Source organism: Pseudomonas sp. SDO55104_S430 (genome assembly GCF_054070595.1).
This window is the reverse complement of sequence record NZ_JBSVXG010000132.1, coordinates 1-17,059: the sequence shown is the minus strand read 5'-3', so window position 1 is coordinate 17,059 and position 17,059 is coordinate 1. Positions and strand designations below refer to the sequence as shown.

Genomic DNA, 17,059 nt, shown 5'->3' with positions numbered 1-17,059 from the left:
TACAGGAAACACGTACCCTGTAGGAGCGAGGCTTGCCCGCGAACCAGACGATGCGGTCTCAATAATTGGCGGTATAGGCCAACATCATCGAAATCTGGCTCATCGGCCGTCCGCCACTCTCTTCATGCCACTGGTTGAACACATCCTGCACCAGCGCCAGGTCCCGCAGGCTGCTCGGCACTTTGTCGATGATGTTCTGCGCATTCAACGCCGCAACCACGTCATAACTCGGCACGAAAGTGTCCTTGCCGACCATGCGCAGGAAACGCGGTGCCGACAGGCCGCCCAACTGGCTGCCGCGTTTTTTCAGAAAGGTCCACAGGCCGACGATATCGGTCACCGGCCAATCGGCGATCAGCGCGCCGAAACTGCCTCTCTCATGAGCCACGTCCAGCACGAACTGCGCATTGCGCGGCACGCTCTTGAGCTTGCCCAGGTGGCGGATGATGCGTGCGTCCTGCATCAGCCGTTCAAGGTGCTCGGCGCTCATCAGCACGACTTTTTCCGGATCGAACTTGAAGAACACTTCCTCGAAGGCCGGCCACTTGGCGTCCACCAGGCTGTGTTTCAATCCGGCACGAAACACTCGCAGGGCCATGGTCGACAGGTAGCGATCGTCAGTGATATCGCGCAATTGCGCCGGGGTGTTCGGAACGGGCAGATGGGCTTCCAGTTCAGCCGCCGAACCGAAGCGGTTCAGGCAGTACTCGTTCAGCCACTTGTAATCGCGCATGCCCTCTCCTGAGGAATGGGAAATCTGTGGGAATGAGTCCATCCCCACATTGTTTGATCAGAGATTGACGACGTTGACAAAGCGCGAAGCCGCGGTTTCGTCGATCCGCAGGTTGGTGAAGTCGAACAGATTGCGGTCCGCCAATTGCGACGGGCTCACGTTCTGCAGGCTGCGGAAGATGCTCTCGGTACGGCCCGGAGTCTTGCGCTCCCACTCCACCAGCATTTCCTTGACCACCTGACGCTGCAGGTTTTCCTGGGAACCACAGAGGTTGCACGGGATGATCGGGAACTGTTTGAAGTCCGAGTAAGCCTGGATGTCTTTCTCGTTGCAGTAGGCCAGCGGGCGGATCACCACGTTGCGACCGTCATCGGCGCGCAGCTTGGGTGGCATGGCCTTGAGCGAGCCGTTGAAGAACATGTTCAGGAAGAAGGTTTCAACGATGTCGTCGCGGTGGTGACCCAACGCCATCTTGGTCGCACCGATTTCATCGGCAAAGGTATAGAGCGTGCCACGGCGTAGGCGCGAGCAGAGCGAGCAAGTAGTCTTGCCTTCCGGTACCAGCTCCTTGACCACCGAGTAGGTGTCCTTCTCGACGATGTGGTACTCGATGCCCAGTTCCTTGAGGTAGGCCGGCAGGACGTGCTCGGGGAAGCCCGGCTGCTTCTGGTCCATGTTCACGGCCACGATGTCGAACTTGATCGGCGCGACCTTCTGCAAATGCATCAGCACGTCGAGCATGGTGTAGCTGTCCTTGCCGCCGGACAGGCAGACCATGACCTTGTCGCCGTCTTCAATCATGTTGAAATCGGCGACAGCCTCACCGGCCTGGCGGCGAAGGCGCTTTTGCAGTTTGTTCTGGTTGACCGTAAGAGTGCCCATGACGCGAAATCCGTGAGGTGTGACGAAAGGCGGGCATTTTACGCAAAAACGCCTCCAGGGCGAAGCATCCTGACGGACCGCATCCCCATGTAGGCGCTGCGGAAGGCTGCGATTTTTTGATCCTGCTTCTGAAAACGCAAAATCAAAGGATCGCAGCCTTTGGCAGCTCCTACAGATGCAACTGCGATTAAGCCCAGGTTTTACAGCGCGATTTGCTCTAAGCCCATGCTCCTTGTGAGGTTAAGTACTTCCTATACTGCGTCATAAGGTCGCATTCGAATCCAGACCTATGACGTACTTGGCCATTGGCCCGTAGGCGCTCCACTGGGGGGCGACGGTAAAACAAGAGGAGTGACTGGCATGATCCATCACGTAGTGGGACTTTTCACCCACCCCGACCAGGAATGGAAAGAAATCCGTGGCGACCAGGAGGAAAGCATCAGCCACATGTACCTGACTCACACGCTGATTCTGGCGGCGATTCCGGCAATCTCGGCGTTTATCGGCACCACCAAAGTCGGCTGGGTCATCGGCAGCCGCGCACCCGTGATGCTGACGATGGAAAGCGCACTATGGATGTCGATCATGTCGTACCTGGCAATGCTCGGCGGTGTGGCGGTCATGGGGGCGTTCATTCACTGGATGGCCCGCACCTACGACGCCAATCCGAGCCTGGCCCGCTGCGTGGCGTTTGCGACCTACACCGCGACTCCGCTGTTCATCGGCGGTCTGGCGGCCCTGTATCCGCACTTGTGGCTGGGGATGATCATCGGAACCGCCGCGATCTGCTACACGGTTTACCTGTTGTACGTCGGTCTGCCGACTTTCATGAACATTCCATCTGACGAGGGCTTCCTGTTTTCAAGTTCGGTACTCGCAGTAGGCCTGGTGGTGCTGGTGGCCATCATGGCGTTCACCGTTATTGTCTGGGGACTCGGCGTGGGGCCGGTCTACACCAATTAGTAGAAGCTCGACATAAAAAACAGATCTGCCGACACAGGCCGCCGAAAGGCGGCCTTTTAATGCCTGGGCAACAGAAACGGCAACGACCATTCGGCGCATGGCCAATACGCAAGGCCCGAGGGTTGCGGCATACTCGACGTCTCTGGAGATCCATCAAGCATGCCCGAGCAACTCAATACCCGCGTCGAAGACTGTTTCCAACTAGCCGAATCCTTTTTCAAACGACCTTTCAAACGCCCCGTGGTGAGCCTCAAGCTGCGCGGGCAAAAAGCCGGTGTCGCGCATCTGCACGAGAATCTGCTGCGCTTCAACCCGCAGCTGTACCGGGAAAATAGCGAGGACTTCCTCAAGCAGACCGTGGCCCACGAAGTCGCCCACCTGATCGCCCACCAACTGTTCGGCGACCGCATCCAGCCCCATGGGGAAGAATGGCAATTGATCATGCGCGGCGTGTACGAACTGCCGCCCAATCGCTGCCACACCTACGACGTCAAACGCCGCAGCGTGACTCGCTACATCTATAAATGTCCGTGTGCCGACAGTGATTTCCCGTTTTCGGCGCAGCGGCATCGGTTGGTGCATCAGGGGCGGCGGTATTTGTGCAGACGGTGTCGCCATACATTGGTGTTCAGTGGGGAGATGCGGGTCGAGTAGACAGTGTTGTGGTGTCTGTACTGGCCTCTTCGCGGGCAAGCCCGCTCCCACAGGGTTCTGTTTTGGACACTGAATTTGTGAACGACACCCATCACTGTGGGAGCGGGCTTGCCCGCGAAGAGGCCGGCACAGGCACTAGAGAATCACCTTGGCCCGCCGCAACTCAGCAATCCGCCCAGCATCAAACCCCAATTCCCCCAACACTTGATCCGTATGCTCCCCCAGCCCCGCCCCGATATGCCTCGGCGCCGGCAACCCCTCTGAAAACTTCAACGGACACGCCATCTGCACCTGGCTCGATCCATCCCCCCGAGGCACCTGCGTCACCAGCTCCCGCGCCTGCAACTGCGGATGACGCACCGCCTCGCCCACACTCAACACCGGCTCGACGCAGGCATCCAGTTCGGCAAACAGTGCGCACAACTCGGCAAAGTCATGCTTCTCGAACTCGGTCTTCAACGCGTCCTTGAGTTTCTGTTGCTGCGCCGGCTGCGGCGACAACCCCAGGCCCGCCAACTCTTCCAGACCCAAAGCGACGCACAATTGCTTCATGAAGCCCGGCTCCAGGCTGCCCACCGACAGCCAGCGGCCATCCCGCGAACGGTAATAGTCATAGAAACTGCCGCCATTGAGCACCTGCTCCTCCCTTTCCGGCTCGACGCCGCAGGCCAGGTAACCGGCGCCGGCCATGGCATTCAGGCTGAAGGCGCAGTCGGTCATGCTGACATCCAGATGCTGCCCCTGCCCGGTCTGCTGCCTGGCGATCACCGCCGCCAGCAGGCCGATCACTCCGTGCAGGGAGCCGCCGGCAATGTCCGCCACCTGCGCGCCCAAAGGCAGGGGCCCGCTGTCGGCACGGCCGGTGTAGCTCGACAGCCCGGCCAGTGCGAGGTAGTTGATGTCATGCCCGGCGCGATCCTTGTAGGGGCCGGTCTGGCCGTAACCGGTGATCGATACGTAGATCAGCTTCGGATTGATCGCCTTCAGCGCCTCGTAGCCCAGGCCCAGGCGCTCCATGACGCCGGGGCGGAATTGCTCCAGCACGATGTCGTGGTCCTTGAGCAACTGCTTGATGACTTCGAGCGCCTCAGGCTGCTTGAGATCCAGCGCCAGGCTGCGCTTGTTGCGATTGAGGTAGGCATGGCTGGCCGACACGCCCCGGTCATGGGGCGGCAGCACTCGCAGCAGATCCATGCGGGTCGGCGATTCGATGCGCAGCACCTCGGCCCCCATGTCCGCCAGCAAAAGCGAGGCAAACGGCCCCGGCAGCAGTGTCGAGAAATCCAGAACCTTCAGTGATGCCAGTGGACCGAGCATGGGCGTTCTCCCTGATTCAGCCCCCAGCCTAGGCAGCCGGGGGCGCTGGAGCAATCACCTTATGCGACAGTCGCGCTGACCTTTATGCTCAAACAGCAGGCATGAAAAAACCCGCCGAAGCGGGTTTTTCATGAAGCAGGAAGCGCTTACTTGACGCTGCTGGCAGTCGGGGTGTGGATCACGTCCACTTCCTCTTCCGCGCGCTCGTCAGCAATGCCGCGACCGCCCGAGGCCAGTTCGGATTGCAGCACGTCGGTGTCCAGCTCTTTCACCCACTTGGCCACAACGATGGTGGCAACGGCGTTGCCGATCAGGTTGGTCAGGGCACGGGCTTCGGACATGAAGCGGTCGATACCCAGGATCAGCGCCAGGCCGGCAACCGGCAGGTGGCCCACGGCGGACAGGGTGGCAGCCAGTACGATGAAGCCCGAACCGGTCACGCCCGCGGCGCCTTTGGAGGACAGCAGCAGAACCACCAGCAGGGTGATCTGGTGAGTGACGTCCATGTGCGCGTCAGTTGCCTGGGCAATGAACACGGCGGCCATGGTCAGGTAGATCGCGGTGCCGTCGAGGTTGAACGAGTAGCCGGTCGGGATCACCAGACCTACCACGGATTTCTGTGCGCCCAGACGCTCCATCTTGATCAGCATGCGAGGCAGTACGGATTCGGACGAAGAAGTACCCAGTACGATCAGCAGTTCCTCACGGATGTAGCGGATCATTTTCAGCACGCTGAAGCCGTGCATGCGTGCGATGCCGCCCAGCACGATCAGGATGAACAGCACGCAAGTGATGTAGAAGCAGGCCATCAGTTGACCCAGCTGCACCAGCGAGCCGACACCGTAGGCGCCGATGGTGAAGGCCATGGCACCGAAGGCACCGATTGGCGCGAGCTTCATGATCATGTTGATGATGTTGAACATCACGTGGGCGAAACGATCGATGAACTCCAGCAGCGGACGGCCGTAGGCGCCCAGGCGATGCAGGGCGAAACCGAAGATCACCGAGAACATCAGCACTTGCAGGATGTCACCGGTGGCGAACGCGCCAACGATGGTGCTCGGGATCACATTGAGCAGGAAGCCGACGATGCTCTGGTCAGCGCCTTGTGCCACGTAGGTCGCCACTTTCGAGGCGTCGAGAGTGGTGACGTCGATGTGCATGCCGGCGCCCGGCTGCACGATGTTGACGACCACCAGGCCCACGATCAGGGCAATGGTCGACACGATTTCGAAGTACAGGAGTGCGTAACCGCCGGTCTTGCCGACCGACTTCATGTTCTGCATGCCAGCGATGCCGCTGACGACGGTGCAGAAGATGATCGGGGCGATGATCATCTTGATCAGTTTGATGAACCCGTCACCCAACGGCTTCACGGCCACGCCGAGTTGCGGATAGTAGTGGCCGAGCAAGATACCGATGACAATTGCGACGATCACCTGGAAATACAGGGATTTGTACAGTGGCTGACGAGTCGTCATTGCAAAGTTCCTCAAGAGTGCGCGCTGGCAACATCCACCTGTTGCCTACGAGACCTCATTTGCGAACCCTCCTGCACTGGAGGGATTTGTTTTTTCGAGCTGCGCGACGGCAGGCTTCTGCCCGTTGTATCGCAAGGCCCGTGCCACCTCGCGTAAAAACCCTGCAAGCCTTTTGATATCAAGGGCTGCAGGTTTTTCCGTGTCGCCAATCGATTGAAACCAAGTGGCGGATTTCCGCCCATTGGCCAAAACGCATCCTGCAATTTGGCGGATATCCGCCTTGTTCAGCCATTGGAACCGCAGCTACCATCCGTCGCTCAATGGATGGATTGACCTGTCATGCGCGAACGCACCATCGCCAGTCATTTCGCCCGTGCCGCGCTGCGTGGCGCACGGCGGCAAGGCTACGATTACTCGAAGCTGTTGGAGCAATTGGGGATCAGCCCCGAGTTGCTCGACGAGCCACGCGCGCGCATCGCACCAGAGCAGTTCACCCGACTGCTGCTGTCGCTGAGGCTGGCGCTGGACGACGAATACCTGGGTTTCGGGCAAGGCCGCAGCGTTCCGGGCAGCTTCGCGATGATGTGTCATGCGGTGATTCACTGCCGCAACCTGGAGAAGGCGCTCAATCGCGGCTTATTGTTTTATAGCCTATTCCCCGACGCCCCGCGTCTGACGATGACCCGTGAAGACGAAATGATCCGCCTGAGCCTGGATGATTCGCAGCTTTGGGACCCGGATCACTTTCTTGGCGAATGCCTGCTGGTGACCTGGCACCGGTTCGGCAGTTGGCTGATCGGCCAGCGCATTCGCCTGGAGCAGGCCACGTTCAGCTATCCGCGACCGGAACACGGGGCCGAGTACGATCTGCTGTTCTCCTGCCCACTGGTTTTCTCCGAGCCCGATAGCACGACCACACAGAGCAGCCTGCTGTTTCACAGTCGCTACCTGAACATGCCGCTGTTGCAGGACGAACGCACCCTCAGGCACTTTCTCGAACGCTCGCCGGCCGATCTGCTGTCGCGCCCGGATGACGGCCATAGCCTGAGCAGTCAGCTGCGGCGCCTGCTCAGTCGCGACAGTGCACGCTGGCCGGACCTGGACGCAGTGGCCGCGCACCTGCACATCAGCCCGCAGACGCTGCGCCGGCATCTGCGCGAGGAAGGCACCAGTTTTCAGGAGTTGAAGGATCAGTTGCGCCGAGATATCGCGATCTACCATTTGAGTCGCAACGACCTGCCGTTGCAGCAGATCGCCGAGCAGCTGGGGTTTTCCGAGCCGTCGGCGTTTCATCGGGCGTTCAAGAAGTGGACAGGCTTGACGCCTGGGGCCTATCGCGCGCAGGAACATTAGGCCCCATCGCGAGCAGGCTCGCTCCCACATTGGATCTGCGTCGTTCACAAATCCCCTGTGGGAGCCTGCTCGCGATGACGCCCGCAAAAACGCCGCTAAACCACCGGAAAATGAATCCTGAACGCCGCGCCCCCCATGGGTGAATCCCCTAGGGTCAGCTTGGCGCTGTAGCTTTCGATGATGTCCTTGACCACCGCCAGGCCAATCCCCTGCCCCGGATGCTGTCGATCCAGACGTTCACCCCTTTGCAGGATTCGCGCGCGCTGGTCGGGCGGTACACCGGGGCCGTCGTCTTCGACGCACAACTCCAGACCACTGATGGTCTGACGCACGCTGACACGCACTTCGCCCAGGCACAGGCGATAAGCGTTCTCCAGCAGATTGCCCATCATCTCCAGCAAGGCGCCCTGCTCGATCGGCACGTAGCACTCCTGCGGCAGATCCAGGGTCACCCGCACGCGCTTGTCGCGATAGACCTTGTCCAGGGTGTCGCACAGGCTTTGCAGCACCGGACGCAGATGTACCTGATGACGCACCAGACCGCTTTTGCGCAGGCTGGCGCGCTGCAATTGATAGCTGATCTGCTGGCTCATGCGCTCGATCTGGGTTTGCAGCACCCAGGCCTGGTCACGATCTTCGGGACGTTGTGCCATGTCCTCGCTGACCCCTTGCAGCACCGCCAGCGGGGTTTTCAGGCTGTGCGCCAGATCGTCGAGGGAGTCGCGATAGCGGCTGCGCTGCTCGCGTTCACTGTGCAACAAGCGGTTCAGCGAGCCGGTCAGGCGCAACAGTTCGCGCGGATGTTGTTCGCTGAGACTTTCCCGGGCGCCGCTTTCGATTTCGTCCAGCTCCTGACTGAGCCTTCGTAACGCGCGCAAGCCCCAGGTCAAGCCGATCCACAGCAATGCCAGGAGCACCAGCAAGGCGGCGCCAAAGCCCAGGTAGAGGTTTTCCCGCAGGCCTTCGACGGTCACCTCGTATTCGCGTACCGGTTGCAGGGCGACGATGCTGAACGCGGCGCTCTTGCCGCCGAGCAACTTGACCTCGACGTCGTAGACGAAGAACTCCTGGCCGTTGGGCTCGCTGATTCTGGCGAACTCGTTGCCGCGTCCGTCATAACGGGGCTTGTAGTTGAGGTTTTCTTCCTGGGTGGCCTTGGAGCGCCAGACCAGATGACCTTCGCGGTCGTAGATGTAGCCGAGCAAACGGCTGTCGGTGAGGTTGAAGCGTTCGTCAGGCAGTTGCGCCGGCATCTGCAAACGGTTGTTCTCCACCCGCGCGGCGGAGATCAACGTGGTCACGTCGGACGCCAGGCGCTGCTCGATGGAGTCCTGCAACGCCAGGCTGAACGCGCCTTGCATCGCCGGCAACAGCGCCAGCATGAACAACACCGCCAGGGTGGTGGCGGCGAGCATCAGGCGCACGCGTAGCGAGCGAATCAAGTGCAGCGCTCATTGAACAGATAGCCGAGGCCGCGAACGGTATCGATCGGCTTGAAGCCCGTGCTGCCCTCAAGCTTGCGCCGCAGCCTTCCTACCAGCACTTCGATCACGTTCGGGTCGCGCTCGTCGTCATCGGGATACAGTTGCTCCATCAGACGGTCCTTGGACACGACCTGCTGGTGATGGCGCATCAGGTATTCGAGGATGCGGTATTCGTAGGCGGTCAACGCCAGCGGCTGATCGTCGAGGGTCGCCTGCTTGCGATTGAGGTCCAGCACCAGCGGCCCGGCAACGATGGTCGACTGGGTAAAGCCGCTGGATCGACGCAGCAGCGCGTTGAGCCGCGCTTCGAGTTCTTCGAACTGGAACGGCTTGACCACATAGTCGTCAGCGCCGGCAGCCAGGCCTTCGACCTTGTCCTGCCAGTTGCCGCGCGCGGTGAGAATCAGGACCGGGAAGGTCTCGCCCCGCGAACGCAGCTGGCGGATCAGGTCCAGCCCGCTCATGCCCGGCAGGCCGAGATCGATCACCGCCAGATCATGGTTGAACTGTTCGCTCTGATACAGCGCCTCCTCGGCGTTGGGCACGGATTCGACCACATGGCCACTTTCCGTCAGGCGTGTTTGCAGATGATGGCGCAACAGCGCTTCATCCTCGACGACCAGCAGTTTCATAATGCTCTCCTGCACATCAACAGCTCCAGGGGTGCAACGATCTCACGTGCATCATTTTCGATTTTCACGACTGTTCACTGACACCTGTTAAATCGTAGCGGCCCATGAGGTCCTGCTCGCGAAGTTTAATGCCATTGTGGGATACCGACACCTTGTCATACGTGGCGTAATAACCGCTCTGGCTGATTTGTCGGGCCGGCTGCGCTCCCCAGGCACCGGCATCGGCGACCACCGCGTCCACGTTCGAGTAGTTCAGGACGGAGGATTTTCTGGCCTTGTTGCTGGTCTGGCCGGTGGAAGGCCGTGTGAAGTTGTTGTCGGCGGCGTGGGCTGCCGCACTGACGCTCAGGACGGTGAATGCCAGAATCAGGTTTTTCAAGCCAGTCATAGGAAGCTTCCTCATGTGCCATACGCGTGTTGGTAAAGCCCGTTTTGGTAGCGGCAAGACTACGCACCCGGCCCTGAACTCCCCCTGAACGCACACTGAACCTGAGCTGAACCAAGCTGCGCCACAATGCCCTCAGCCCTTACACAGTCCCTATACAGCCACTACCCAGCCACAAGGCAACCCGGCAAAATGCGCGACATGAATTCGATACCCGCCCTGCCCGCCTGCTGCACGCCCCTCGATGCCCACTGGCCGCTGCCGTCCGTGCTGTCCGATACGGTCCTGTTGAGCACCCATTTCGATGCCTCGCAGTTGCGAAGCGACGATTTCCACAACAGTGCCATCGAGGCGCCCGCGAGCATTCAGCGATCGGTCGCCAAGCGCCAGGCCGAGTTTCTCGCCGGACGACTCTGCGCCAGAGCCGCCTTGCACAAGCTCGAAGGGCTGAGTCTGAGCCCCGCCATCGGTGAAGACCGCGCCCCCGTCTGGCCGGCGCACATCACCGGTTCCATTACCCACAGCACGGGCCGGGCCGCGGCCATCGTCGCGAAGAAAAGCCATTGGCGCGGCCTGGGGATGGACCTGGAAAACCTGCTCAATGCCGAACGCGCCGAGCGCCTTGCCGGGGAAATTCTCACTGGGCCTGAGCTGCAGCGCATGGCGGCGGGTCGCCGGGATCATTTGGCATTGCTGGTGACACTGACTTTCTCGGTGAAGGAAAGCCTGTTCAAGGCGCTTTATCCGATCGTTCAGCAGCGCTTCTACTTTGAGCATGCCGAAGTGTTGGAGTGGACAGAGGCCGGAGAGGTGCGGTTGCGGTTGCTGACTGATCTGTCCAGTGAATGGCGCAATGGGACTGAGCTTGAGGCGCAGTTTGGGGTGCAGGATGGGCAGTTGTTGAGTCTGGTCAGTATCAAGGCCTGAGAGTTTTGGTGCCTGTGAAGGCATCATCGCGGGCAAGCCCGCTCCCACAAGGTCTATTGACGGTCACAAAATCTGTATCCAACACAAAACCTGTGGGAGCGGGCTTGCCCGCGATAGGGCCCTCACAGCCAACGCAAAATCTCAGCGCTTCTCCTGATTCCTCGGCCAGCTCAAGCTGAAACAGGCACCGCCCAGGCTTTTGCTCTTGTTGATCAACGCCCGCCCGTCATGCCAGTGAATGATGCGCCGCACGATGGACAACCCCAATCCATGCCCGCCCGAAGCACGGGTGCGGCTGTCGTCGAGGCGCAGGAAGGGGGTGAAGATTTTTTCCCAGGCGATTTCCGGCACGCCCGGCCCGTCATCTTCGACATCCACGCGGCAACGCTGTTGTCCCACCTGATAGCTGATCGTCACCCGCGATTGCGCGTGGCGCATGGCGTTGCTGACGAGGTTCTGCAGTGCCCGGTGCAGATAGCGCGGCTCGGCCTCGACCCAGGCGTCATCGCAATCGGCGGCCGACAGGCAAAGGCCGCGTTGCACCGTGATATCGATGCGCAACGGTGCAAGCTCCTCGATCACCTGATTGACCAGGGCATCCAGGTCGATGCGCTGAAAATTCAGGGCCGGCGAGCCTTGCTCCAGTCGCGCATAGGTCAGCATTTCATCCACCAGACGATCGAGATCCTCGATGTCGTGGTCCATGCTCTCGCAGTATTTTTCCAGGGCTTGCGGGGTGGTGGCCGAACCGATCATTTCCAGGCCGAAGCGCAGGCGCGCCACCGGCGTGCGCAATTCGTGGGACACCGCACGCACCAGTTCGCGCTGGATCGCCAACAGTTGTTGCAGGTGCTCGGCCATGCCGTTGAAAGCCGAAGCCAATCGTCCAACCGAGTCCGCCCCGCGCGCCGGCACACGGGTTTCCAGACTGCCCTTGGCAATGCGCGTGGCCGCCGCTTCCAGGCCGCGCAATCGACGCTCAAGTTGCCGCACCAGCAGGTAGACGATCAGACCAATCAGGGTCAGGCCCAGCGCGGCGATCAGCACCAGCCACTCCGGCGGATAGGGATTCATCTGATACAACGGGCCGATTTCCAGGACCCAGGGCGTTCCGACCATGCCGGCGAACACCCGGATCGAATCGCCGCCCTTGCCCAGCGCCATCACCGTGTCGCCTTCGGCCACGCGACGACTCTGGTCTTCGTCCATGTCGGCCTCTTCCACCGTCACCAGACGCAAGTCGAAACCGAACCCCTTGTCCTGTTTCAACTGTGCCAGGCGCCCTGGCTGTTCGCCGACCGGATAGCGCACCAGCTCGTCGGCCAACAGGTAGATAGTGGCCCGGGCCAACTGCTCGCTGATCTGCTGCACGTCACCGGTGAGAACCAGTTGCTCCTTGTCGCTGACCAGACGATAGACACGGGCCGCATGCGGGCCGGTCTGTTCCACCAGCGCCTGACCACGCAGCACCCGGGTGCGCTGGGTCAGATCGAGGTCGGTTTCGCTGAAGGTTTTCAGCGCCAGCGGAATCCCCAGCAACCGCTCCCACACCAGTAGCGAGCGATGGCGCTCGGTTTTGGTCATCGGCTGCAGGTTGTCGGCCATCAGCGAAAACGTGCCGTGGGCCAGCCGCTCGCGGTATTGCTCGCCGCGCACCTGATTGAGCATGTGCAGCGCCAGCACGCCGAGCACCGCCACCAGAATCAGCGCAGCGCACATGCCGCCGTAAATACGCAGGAAGATCGAGTTCACAGGGTCGAGTCTACGCAGGCCTCGGGAACGAACAGATAGCCTTTGCTGCGCACGGTCTTGATCAGCCGCGGATGGTCCGGGTCATCGCCGATTTTCGGGCGGATGCGCGAGATACGCACATCAATGGAGCGGTCCTGCCCGTCATAGCCGATGCCACGCAGTGCGGTGAAGATTTCTTCCCGGGACAGGATGCGCCCGGCATTGGCCACCAGCAACCAGAGCAAATCGAACTCGGCGCTGGTCAGTTCGATACCGTTGTCGTGCAGCCACGCCTCGCGCAGAGCACTGTCGACCACCAGCGGACCGAACTGCAGGCGTCGCTGTTTTTCCGGCGCGACTTCCGGGGTTTCGCTGCGGCGCAGCAAGGCCTGGATGCGTGCCAGCAACAGGCGCGGACGCACCGGCTTGCATACGTAGTCGTCGGCACCCAGGTCGAGGCCGAGAATCTGGTCGGTGTCGTCGGTGCGTGCGGTGAGCATCAGGATCGGCCCGTCGTAACGATCGCGGACCTTGCGGCAAATGCTCAGGCCGTCTTCACCGGGGAGCATCAGGTCGAGGATCACCAGGTCCGGCTGTTCCTTGATGATGCGCGCCGCCGCCAGGGCGCCATTGCCCTCAATCGATACACGCAGGCCATTGGCTTGCAGATAGTCACGGGTCAGATCGGCCAGACGCTGATCGTCCTCCACAATCAATATCTGCCAGGCTTGTTGCTCCACGGGTGACCTCTACTTGCAAGAACGCTAATAAGGAAGGATCCGCCCGTCTTTTTGTAATGTTCTGGGAGGTTAAATCTCCTACGGGCTGGCCGATTGTATAAACGTCGCCCGCGCAGAACACAAGCCGGTAAATGCGTTCGGACACGGCGTTTTTTTGTGATAGGGTTCGCGCCCTTGAAAATCCGCCGGACCGTTTTGAACGGTGGAAAAAGACTGAAAAAAAGTCCGGTCCAGCAGCATCGCGGCCTGCACGCCGATTCGCTCTTTCACACACAATTTACGCACAGGCTTATCCACAGGTAGTACGTTGCAATCCCTCCCCAAAACGCATTATCTTGTAGCCCTGCGCCAAAAAAACCCTAGATGTAGGGTTTTGCGCAAAAAACCAAACACAAACCGGACCTCGATTTCAAGGGCTTTTCTCGCCACTATCCGGTTGAACCAAACGTATTTTCGAAAGACCAAACCGCGCGCGCGGATGGCTACTGTATTTCGGCCCTGAGCGGTGAAAACGGTACGGGTGTTGCAGTCCCAATCTGTCACCTGAAAGGACCCCGGTCTCAGGCCCAAGGCGTGAGACCAAAGACTTCGGCATGGAAGCGGCGCCCCAATAGCACCCTTCCTACTGTCCCGAAGTTGTTATGCCCGGCATTCGCCGGTTGTAGTGCTTCAGGACGGAACGGTGGGCACCTTTACAGTGCCCAAACAAACATAGAGAACGTGGAGACACCCATGCAAACCGACACAACTCGCGAGAATCCGCAGGGCACCTTGCCGCCGGCCGCCGATTCGACTTCGGATCTGTCCGCCACCGCGCCTGGCCAGCTGCGCGTGATCAAGCGTAACGGCACTGTCGTTCCTTACACCGATGACAAGATCACCGTCGCCATCACCAAAGCGTTTCTCGCAGTTGAGGGCGGCACCGCTGCCGCCTCGTCGCGAATCCACGACACCGTTGCCCGCCTGACCGAACAGGTCACCGCTACCTTCAAGCGTCGCATGCCATCGGGCGGCACCATCCACATCGAAGAAATCCAGGACCAGGTCGAACTGGCCCTGATGCGTGCCGGCGAGCAGAAAGTCGCTCGCGACTACGTGATCTACCGCGATTCGCGCGCCAAGGAGCGCGCCGCGCACACCCCGGCCGAAGAAACCGTCAACGCTCACCCATCGATCCGCATCACCCGCGCCGACGGCAGCCTGGCGCCGCTGGACATGGGCCGCCTGGACACCATCGTCCGCGAAGCGTGCGAAGGCCTGGAAGAAGTCGACGGCGACCTGATCCAGCGCGAAACCCTGAAAAACCTGTACGACGGCGTTGCCCTGAAGGACGTCAACACCGCCCTGGTGATGACCGCCCGTACCCTGGTCGAGCGTGAGCCGAACTACTCCTTCGTGACCGCCCGCCTGCTGATGGACACCCTGCGTGCCGAAGGTCTGGGCTTCCTGGAAGTTGCCGATAGCGCCACCCACCACGAAATGGCCGACCTGTACGCCAAGGCCCTGCCTGCCTACGTCGCCAAGGGTGTGGAATACGAACTGCTGAACCCTGAACTGGCCACCTTCGACCTGGAAAAACTGGGCAAGGCGATCAACCACGAGCGCGACCAGCAATTCACCTATCTGGGCCTGCAAACCTTGTACGACCGTTACTTCATCCACAAGGATGGCGTACGTTTCGAACTGCCGCAGATCTTCTTCATGCGCGTGGCCATGGGCCTGGCGATCGAAGAGAAAGACCGCGAAGCCCGTGCCATCGAGTTCTACAACCTGTTGTCGTCCTTCGACTACATGGCTTCGACCCCGACCCTGTTCAACGCCGGTACCCTGCGTCCACAGCTGTCGAGCTGCTACCTGACCACCGTTCCGGACGATCTGTCGGGCATCTACCACGCGATCCACGACAACGCCATGCTGTCCAAATTCGCCGGTGGCCTGGGCAACGACTGGACGCCTGTTCGTGCACTGGGTTCGTACATCAAGGGCACCAACGGCAAATCCCAGGGCGTGGTTCCGTTCCTGAAAGTGGTGAACGACACCGCCGTCGCCGTTAACCAGGGTGGCAAGCGCAAGGGCGCTGTCTGTGCCTACCTGGAAACCTGGCACATGGACATCGAAGAGTTCATCGAGCTGCGCAAGAACACCGGTGATGACCGTCGTCGTACCCACGACATGAACACCGCCAACTGGATCCCTGACCTGTTCATGAAGCGTGTCTTCGACGACGGCAAGTGGACCCTGTTCTCGCCGTCCGAAGTTCCGGACCTGCACGACCTGACCGGCAAGGCCTTCGAAGAGCGCTACGAGTACTACGAAGCGCTGACCGAGTACCCGGGCAAGGTCAAACTGTTCAAGACCATCCAGGCCAAAGACCTGTGGCGCAAGATGCTGTCCATGCTGTTCGAAACCGGCCACCCATGGCTGACCTTCAAGGACCCGTGCAACCTGCGCAGCCCGCAGCAGCACGTCGGCGTGGTTCACAGCTCGAACCTGTGCACCGAGATCACCTTGAACACCAACAAGGACGAGATCGCCGTTTGCAACCTGGGCTCGATCAACCTGCCGAACCACATCGTCAACGGCCAGCTCGACACCGCCAAACTGCAACGCACCGTGAACACCGCCGTGCGCATGCTCGATAACGTGATCGACATCAACTACTACTCGGTGCCGCAAGCGAAGAACTCCAACTTCAAGCACCGTCCGGTCGGTCTGGGCATCATGGGCTTCCAGGACGCGCTGTACCTGCAGCACATTGCTTACGGTTCCGATGCCGCCGTGCAGTTCGCCGACACTTCCATGGAAGCCGTCAGCTACTTCGCGATCCAGGCGTCCTGCGACCTGGCTGACGAGCGTGGCTCGTACGAGACGTTCCAGGGCTCGCTGTGGTCCAAAGGCATCCTGCCGCTGGATTCGCAACAGATCCTGATCGAGGCCCGTGGCCAGAAGTACATCGATGTCGACCTGAAGGAAACCCTGGACTGGGCACCGGTTCGCGCCCGTGTACAGAAAGGCATCCGTAACTCGAACATCATGGCCATCGCACCGACCGCGACCATCGCCAACATCACCGGCGTATCGCAGTCGATCGAACCGACCTACCAGAACCTCTATGTGAAATCGAACCTGTCGGGCGAATTCACCGTGATCAACCCGTACCTGGTTCGCGACCTCAAGGCTCGCGGCCTGTGGGACTCGGTCATGATCAACGACCTGAAGTACTACGACGGTTCCGTGCAGCAGATCGAGCGCATTCCGGCAGAGCTCAAGGCGCTCTACGCAACTGCTTTCGAAGTGGACACCAAGTGGATCGTCGACGCGGCAAGCCGTCGTCAGAAGTGGATCGACCAGGCTCAGTCGTTGAACCTGTACATCGCTGGCGCTTCGGGCAAGAAGCTGGACGTGACCTACCGCATGGCCTGGTACCGTGGCCTGAAAACCACCTATTACCTCCGTGCCCTGGCCGCAACCAGCACCGAGAAGTCGACTATCAACACCGGCAAGCTGAACGCTGTTTCCAGCGGCGGCAACCACGGTGACGACTCGGTCCTGGCAGCACCAACCGCGCCAGCCGGCCCGGCTCCAGTGCCAAAGGCCTGCGCCATCGACGAGCCGGATTGCGAAGCTTGCCAATAAGCTGAGCCGGTAGGCGCTTGACGGCGCCAACCTGAAACCCCCGACAGACCCCTGGTTTGCCGGGGGTTTTCTTTTGCCTTCAATAATTGCGTTGGCAAATATGGCCCCATCGCGGGCAAGCCCGCTCCCACATCAACTTCA

14 protein-coding genes are annotated in these 17,059 nt (G+C 60.5%); 5 read left to right on the top strand and 9 right to left on the bottom strand.

The genetic code is table 11. The annotated features are described in order from the left end of the window. Window positions 1-58 precede the first annotated feature (58 nt). Together ACW9JE_RS20655 and ttcA are read right to left on the bottom strand one after the other, a co-directional pair. Window positions 59-733, bottom strand: coding sequence for a DNA-3-methyladenine glycosylase I (locus tag ACW9JE_RS20655; RefSeq protein ID WP_224540166.1), 675 nt, complete (start codon window positions 731-733; stop codon window positions 59-61). Window positions 734-790: 57 nt separating this feature from the next. Further along, window positions 791-1,615, bottom strand: coding sequence for a tRNA 2-thiocytidine(32) synthetase TtcA (gene ttcA, locus ACW9JE_RS20650; protein ID WP_175376777.1), 825 nt, complete (start codon window positions 1,613-1,615; stop codon window positions 791-793). 360 nt (window positions 1,616-1,975) lie between these two features. Between ttcA and ACW9JE_RS20645 the strand changes: the two genes are divergently transcribed. Further along, entirely contained in the window at window positions 1,976-2,578 is a 603-nt protein-coding gene (locus ACW9JE_RS20645) for a Yip1 family protein (RefSeq protein ID WP_175376776.1), read from the top strand. A 159-nt stretch (window positions 2,579-2,737) separates the two neighbouring features. Continuing rightward, window positions 2,738-3,232, top strand: coding sequence for a SprT family zinc-dependent metalloprotease (locus tag ACW9JE_RS20640; protein ID WP_224540164.1), 495 nt, complete (start codon window positions 2,738-2,740; stop codon window positions 3,230-3,232). Window positions 3,233-3,367: 135 nt separating this feature from the next. Here the strand turns inward: ACW9JE_RS20640 and ACW9JE_RS20635 are convergent, their stop codons facing one another. Together ACW9JE_RS20635 and ACW9JE_RS20630 are read right to left on the bottom strand one after the other, a co-directional pair. Then, a complete protein-coding gene (locus ACW9JE_RS20635) occupies window positions 3,368-4,549 on the bottom strand; it encodes a CaiB/BaiF CoA transferase family protein (protein ID WP_457433780.1) in 1,182 nt (393 codons plus the stop codon). Between the two features lie 146 nt (window positions 4,550-4,695). Then, entirely contained in the window at window positions 4,696-6,030 is a 1,335-nt protein-coding gene (locus tag ACW9JE_RS20630) for a dicarboxylate/amino acid:cation symporter (RefSeq protein WP_224540160.1), read from the bottom strand. A 339-nt stretch (window positions 6,031-6,369) separates the two neighbouring features. Here ACW9JE_RS20630 and ACW9JE_RS20625 point away from each other — a divergent pair, with 339 nt between their 5' ends. Continuing rightward, a complete protein-coding gene (locus tag ACW9JE_RS20625; protein ID WP_224540158.1) occupies window positions 6,370-7,383 on the top strand; it encodes an AraC family transcriptional regulator in 1,014 nt (337 codons plus the stop codon). Window positions 7,384-7,478: 95 nt separating this feature from the next. Here the strand turns inward: ACW9JE_RS20625 and ACW9JE_RS20620 are convergent, their stop codons facing one another. From ACW9JE_RS20620 to ACW9JE_RS20610, 3 genes are all read right to left on the bottom strand, one after another. Next, entirely contained in the window at window positions 7,479-8,825 is a 1,347-nt protein-coding gene (locus ACW9JE_RS20620; protein ID WP_457433779.1) for an ATP-binding protein, read from the bottom strand. After that, window positions 8,822-9,499, bottom strand: coding sequence for a response regulator (locus ACW9JE_RS20615; RefSeq protein WP_457433778.1), 678 nt, complete (start codon window positions 9,497-9,499; stop codon window positions 8,822-8,824). The genes ACW9JE_RS20620 and ACW9JE_RS20615 overlap by 4 nt, the downstream gene beginning before the upstream one ends. Before the next feature lie 64 nt (window positions 9,500-9,563). Beyond that, window positions 9,564-9,887 carry a hypothetical protein gene (locus tag ACW9JE_RS20610; RefSeq protein WP_457433777.1) on the bottom strand — a complete coding sequence of 108 codons (324 nt, stop codon included), beginning with the start codon at window positions 9,885-9,887 and terminating at the stop codon, window positions 9,564-9,566. Window positions 9,888-10,085: 198 nt separating this feature from the next. Here ACW9JE_RS20610 and ACW9JE_RS20605 point away from each other — a divergent pair, with 198 nt between their 5' ends. Then, window positions 10,086-10,811, top strand: a complete 726-nt coding sequence (locus tag ACW9JE_RS20605; RefSeq protein WP_457433776.1) for a 4'-phosphopantetheinyl transferase family protein — start codon at window positions 10,086-10,088, stop codon at window positions 10,809-10,811. A gap of 141 nt (window positions 10,812-10,952) precedes the next feature. Here ACW9JE_RS20605 and ACW9JE_RS20600 read toward each other — a convergent pair whose 3' ends face one another. Further along, window positions 10,953-12,563: an ATP-binding protein gene (locus ACW9JE_RS20600; protein ID WP_224540151.1), complete on the bottom strand. Its 1,611-nt coding sequence runs from the start codon at window positions 12,561-12,563 to the stop codon at window positions 10,953-10,955. Next, window positions 12,560-13,282, bottom strand: coding sequence for a winged helix-turn-helix domain-containing protein (locus ACW9JE_RS20595; protein WP_175376766.1), 723 nt, complete (start codon window positions 13,280-13,282; stop codon window positions 12,560-12,562). Before ACW9JE_RS20595 ends, ACW9JE_RS20600 begins: the two co-directional genes overlap by 4 nt. A gap of 732 nt (window positions 13,283-14,014) precedes the next feature. Here ACW9JE_RS20595 and ACW9JE_RS20590 point away from each other — a divergent pair. Next, the gene (locus ACW9JE_RS20590) at window positions 14,015-16,918 is read left to right on the top strand and encodes a ribonucleoside-diphosphate reductase subunit alpha (protein ID WP_457433775.1); all 2,904 of its coding nucleotides are present in this window, start codon (window positions 14,015-14,017) and stop codon (window positions 16,916-16,918) included. The last annotated feature ends 141 nt before the right edge of the window (window positions 16,919-17,059 follow it).

Coding starts and splice junctions, on each gene's coding strand:
- ACW9JE_RS20655 (WP_224540166.1), bottom strand. CDS start 733: ATGCGCGATTACAAGTGGCTGAACGAGTACTGCCTGAACCGCTTCGGT.
- ttcA (WP_175376777.1), bottom strand. CDS start 1,615: ATGGGCACTCTTACGGTCAACCAGAACAAACTGCAAAAGCGCCTTCGC.
- ACW9JE_RS20645 (WP_175376776.1), top strand. CDS start 1,976: ATGATCCATCACGTAGTGGGACTTTTCACCCACCCCGACCAGGAATGG.
- ACW9JE_RS20640 (WP_224540164.1), top strand. CDS start 2,738: ATGCCCGAGCAACTCAATACCCGCGTCGAAGACTGTTTCCAACTAGCC.
- ACW9JE_RS20635 (WP_457433780.1), bottom strand. CDS start 4,549: ATGCTCGGTCCACTGGCATCACTGAAGGTTCTGGATTTCTCGACACTG.
- ACW9JE_RS20630 (WP_224540160.1), bottom strand. CDS start 6,030: ATGACGACTCGTCAGCCACTGTACAAATCCCTGTATTTCCAGGTGATC.
- ACW9JE_RS20625 (WP_224540158.1), top strand. CDS start 6,370: ATGCGCGAACGCACCATCGCCAGTCATTTCGCCCGTGCCGCGCTGCGT.
- ACW9JE_RS20615 (WP_457433778.1), bottom strand. CDS start 9,499: ATGAAACTGCTGGTCGTCGAGGATGAAGCGCTGTTGCGCCATCATCTG.
- ACW9JE_RS20610 (WP_457433777.1), bottom strand. CDS start 9,887: ATGACTGGCTTGAAAAACCTGATTCTGGCATTCACCGTCCTGAGCGTC.
- ACW9JE_RS20605 (WP_457433776.1), top strand. CDS start 10,086: ATGAATTCGATACCCGCCCTGCCCGCCTGCTGCACGCCCCTCGATGCC.
- ACW9JE_RS20590 (WP_457433775.1), top strand. CDS start 14,015: ATGCAAACCGACACAACTCGCGAGAATCCGCAGGGCACCTTGCCGCCG.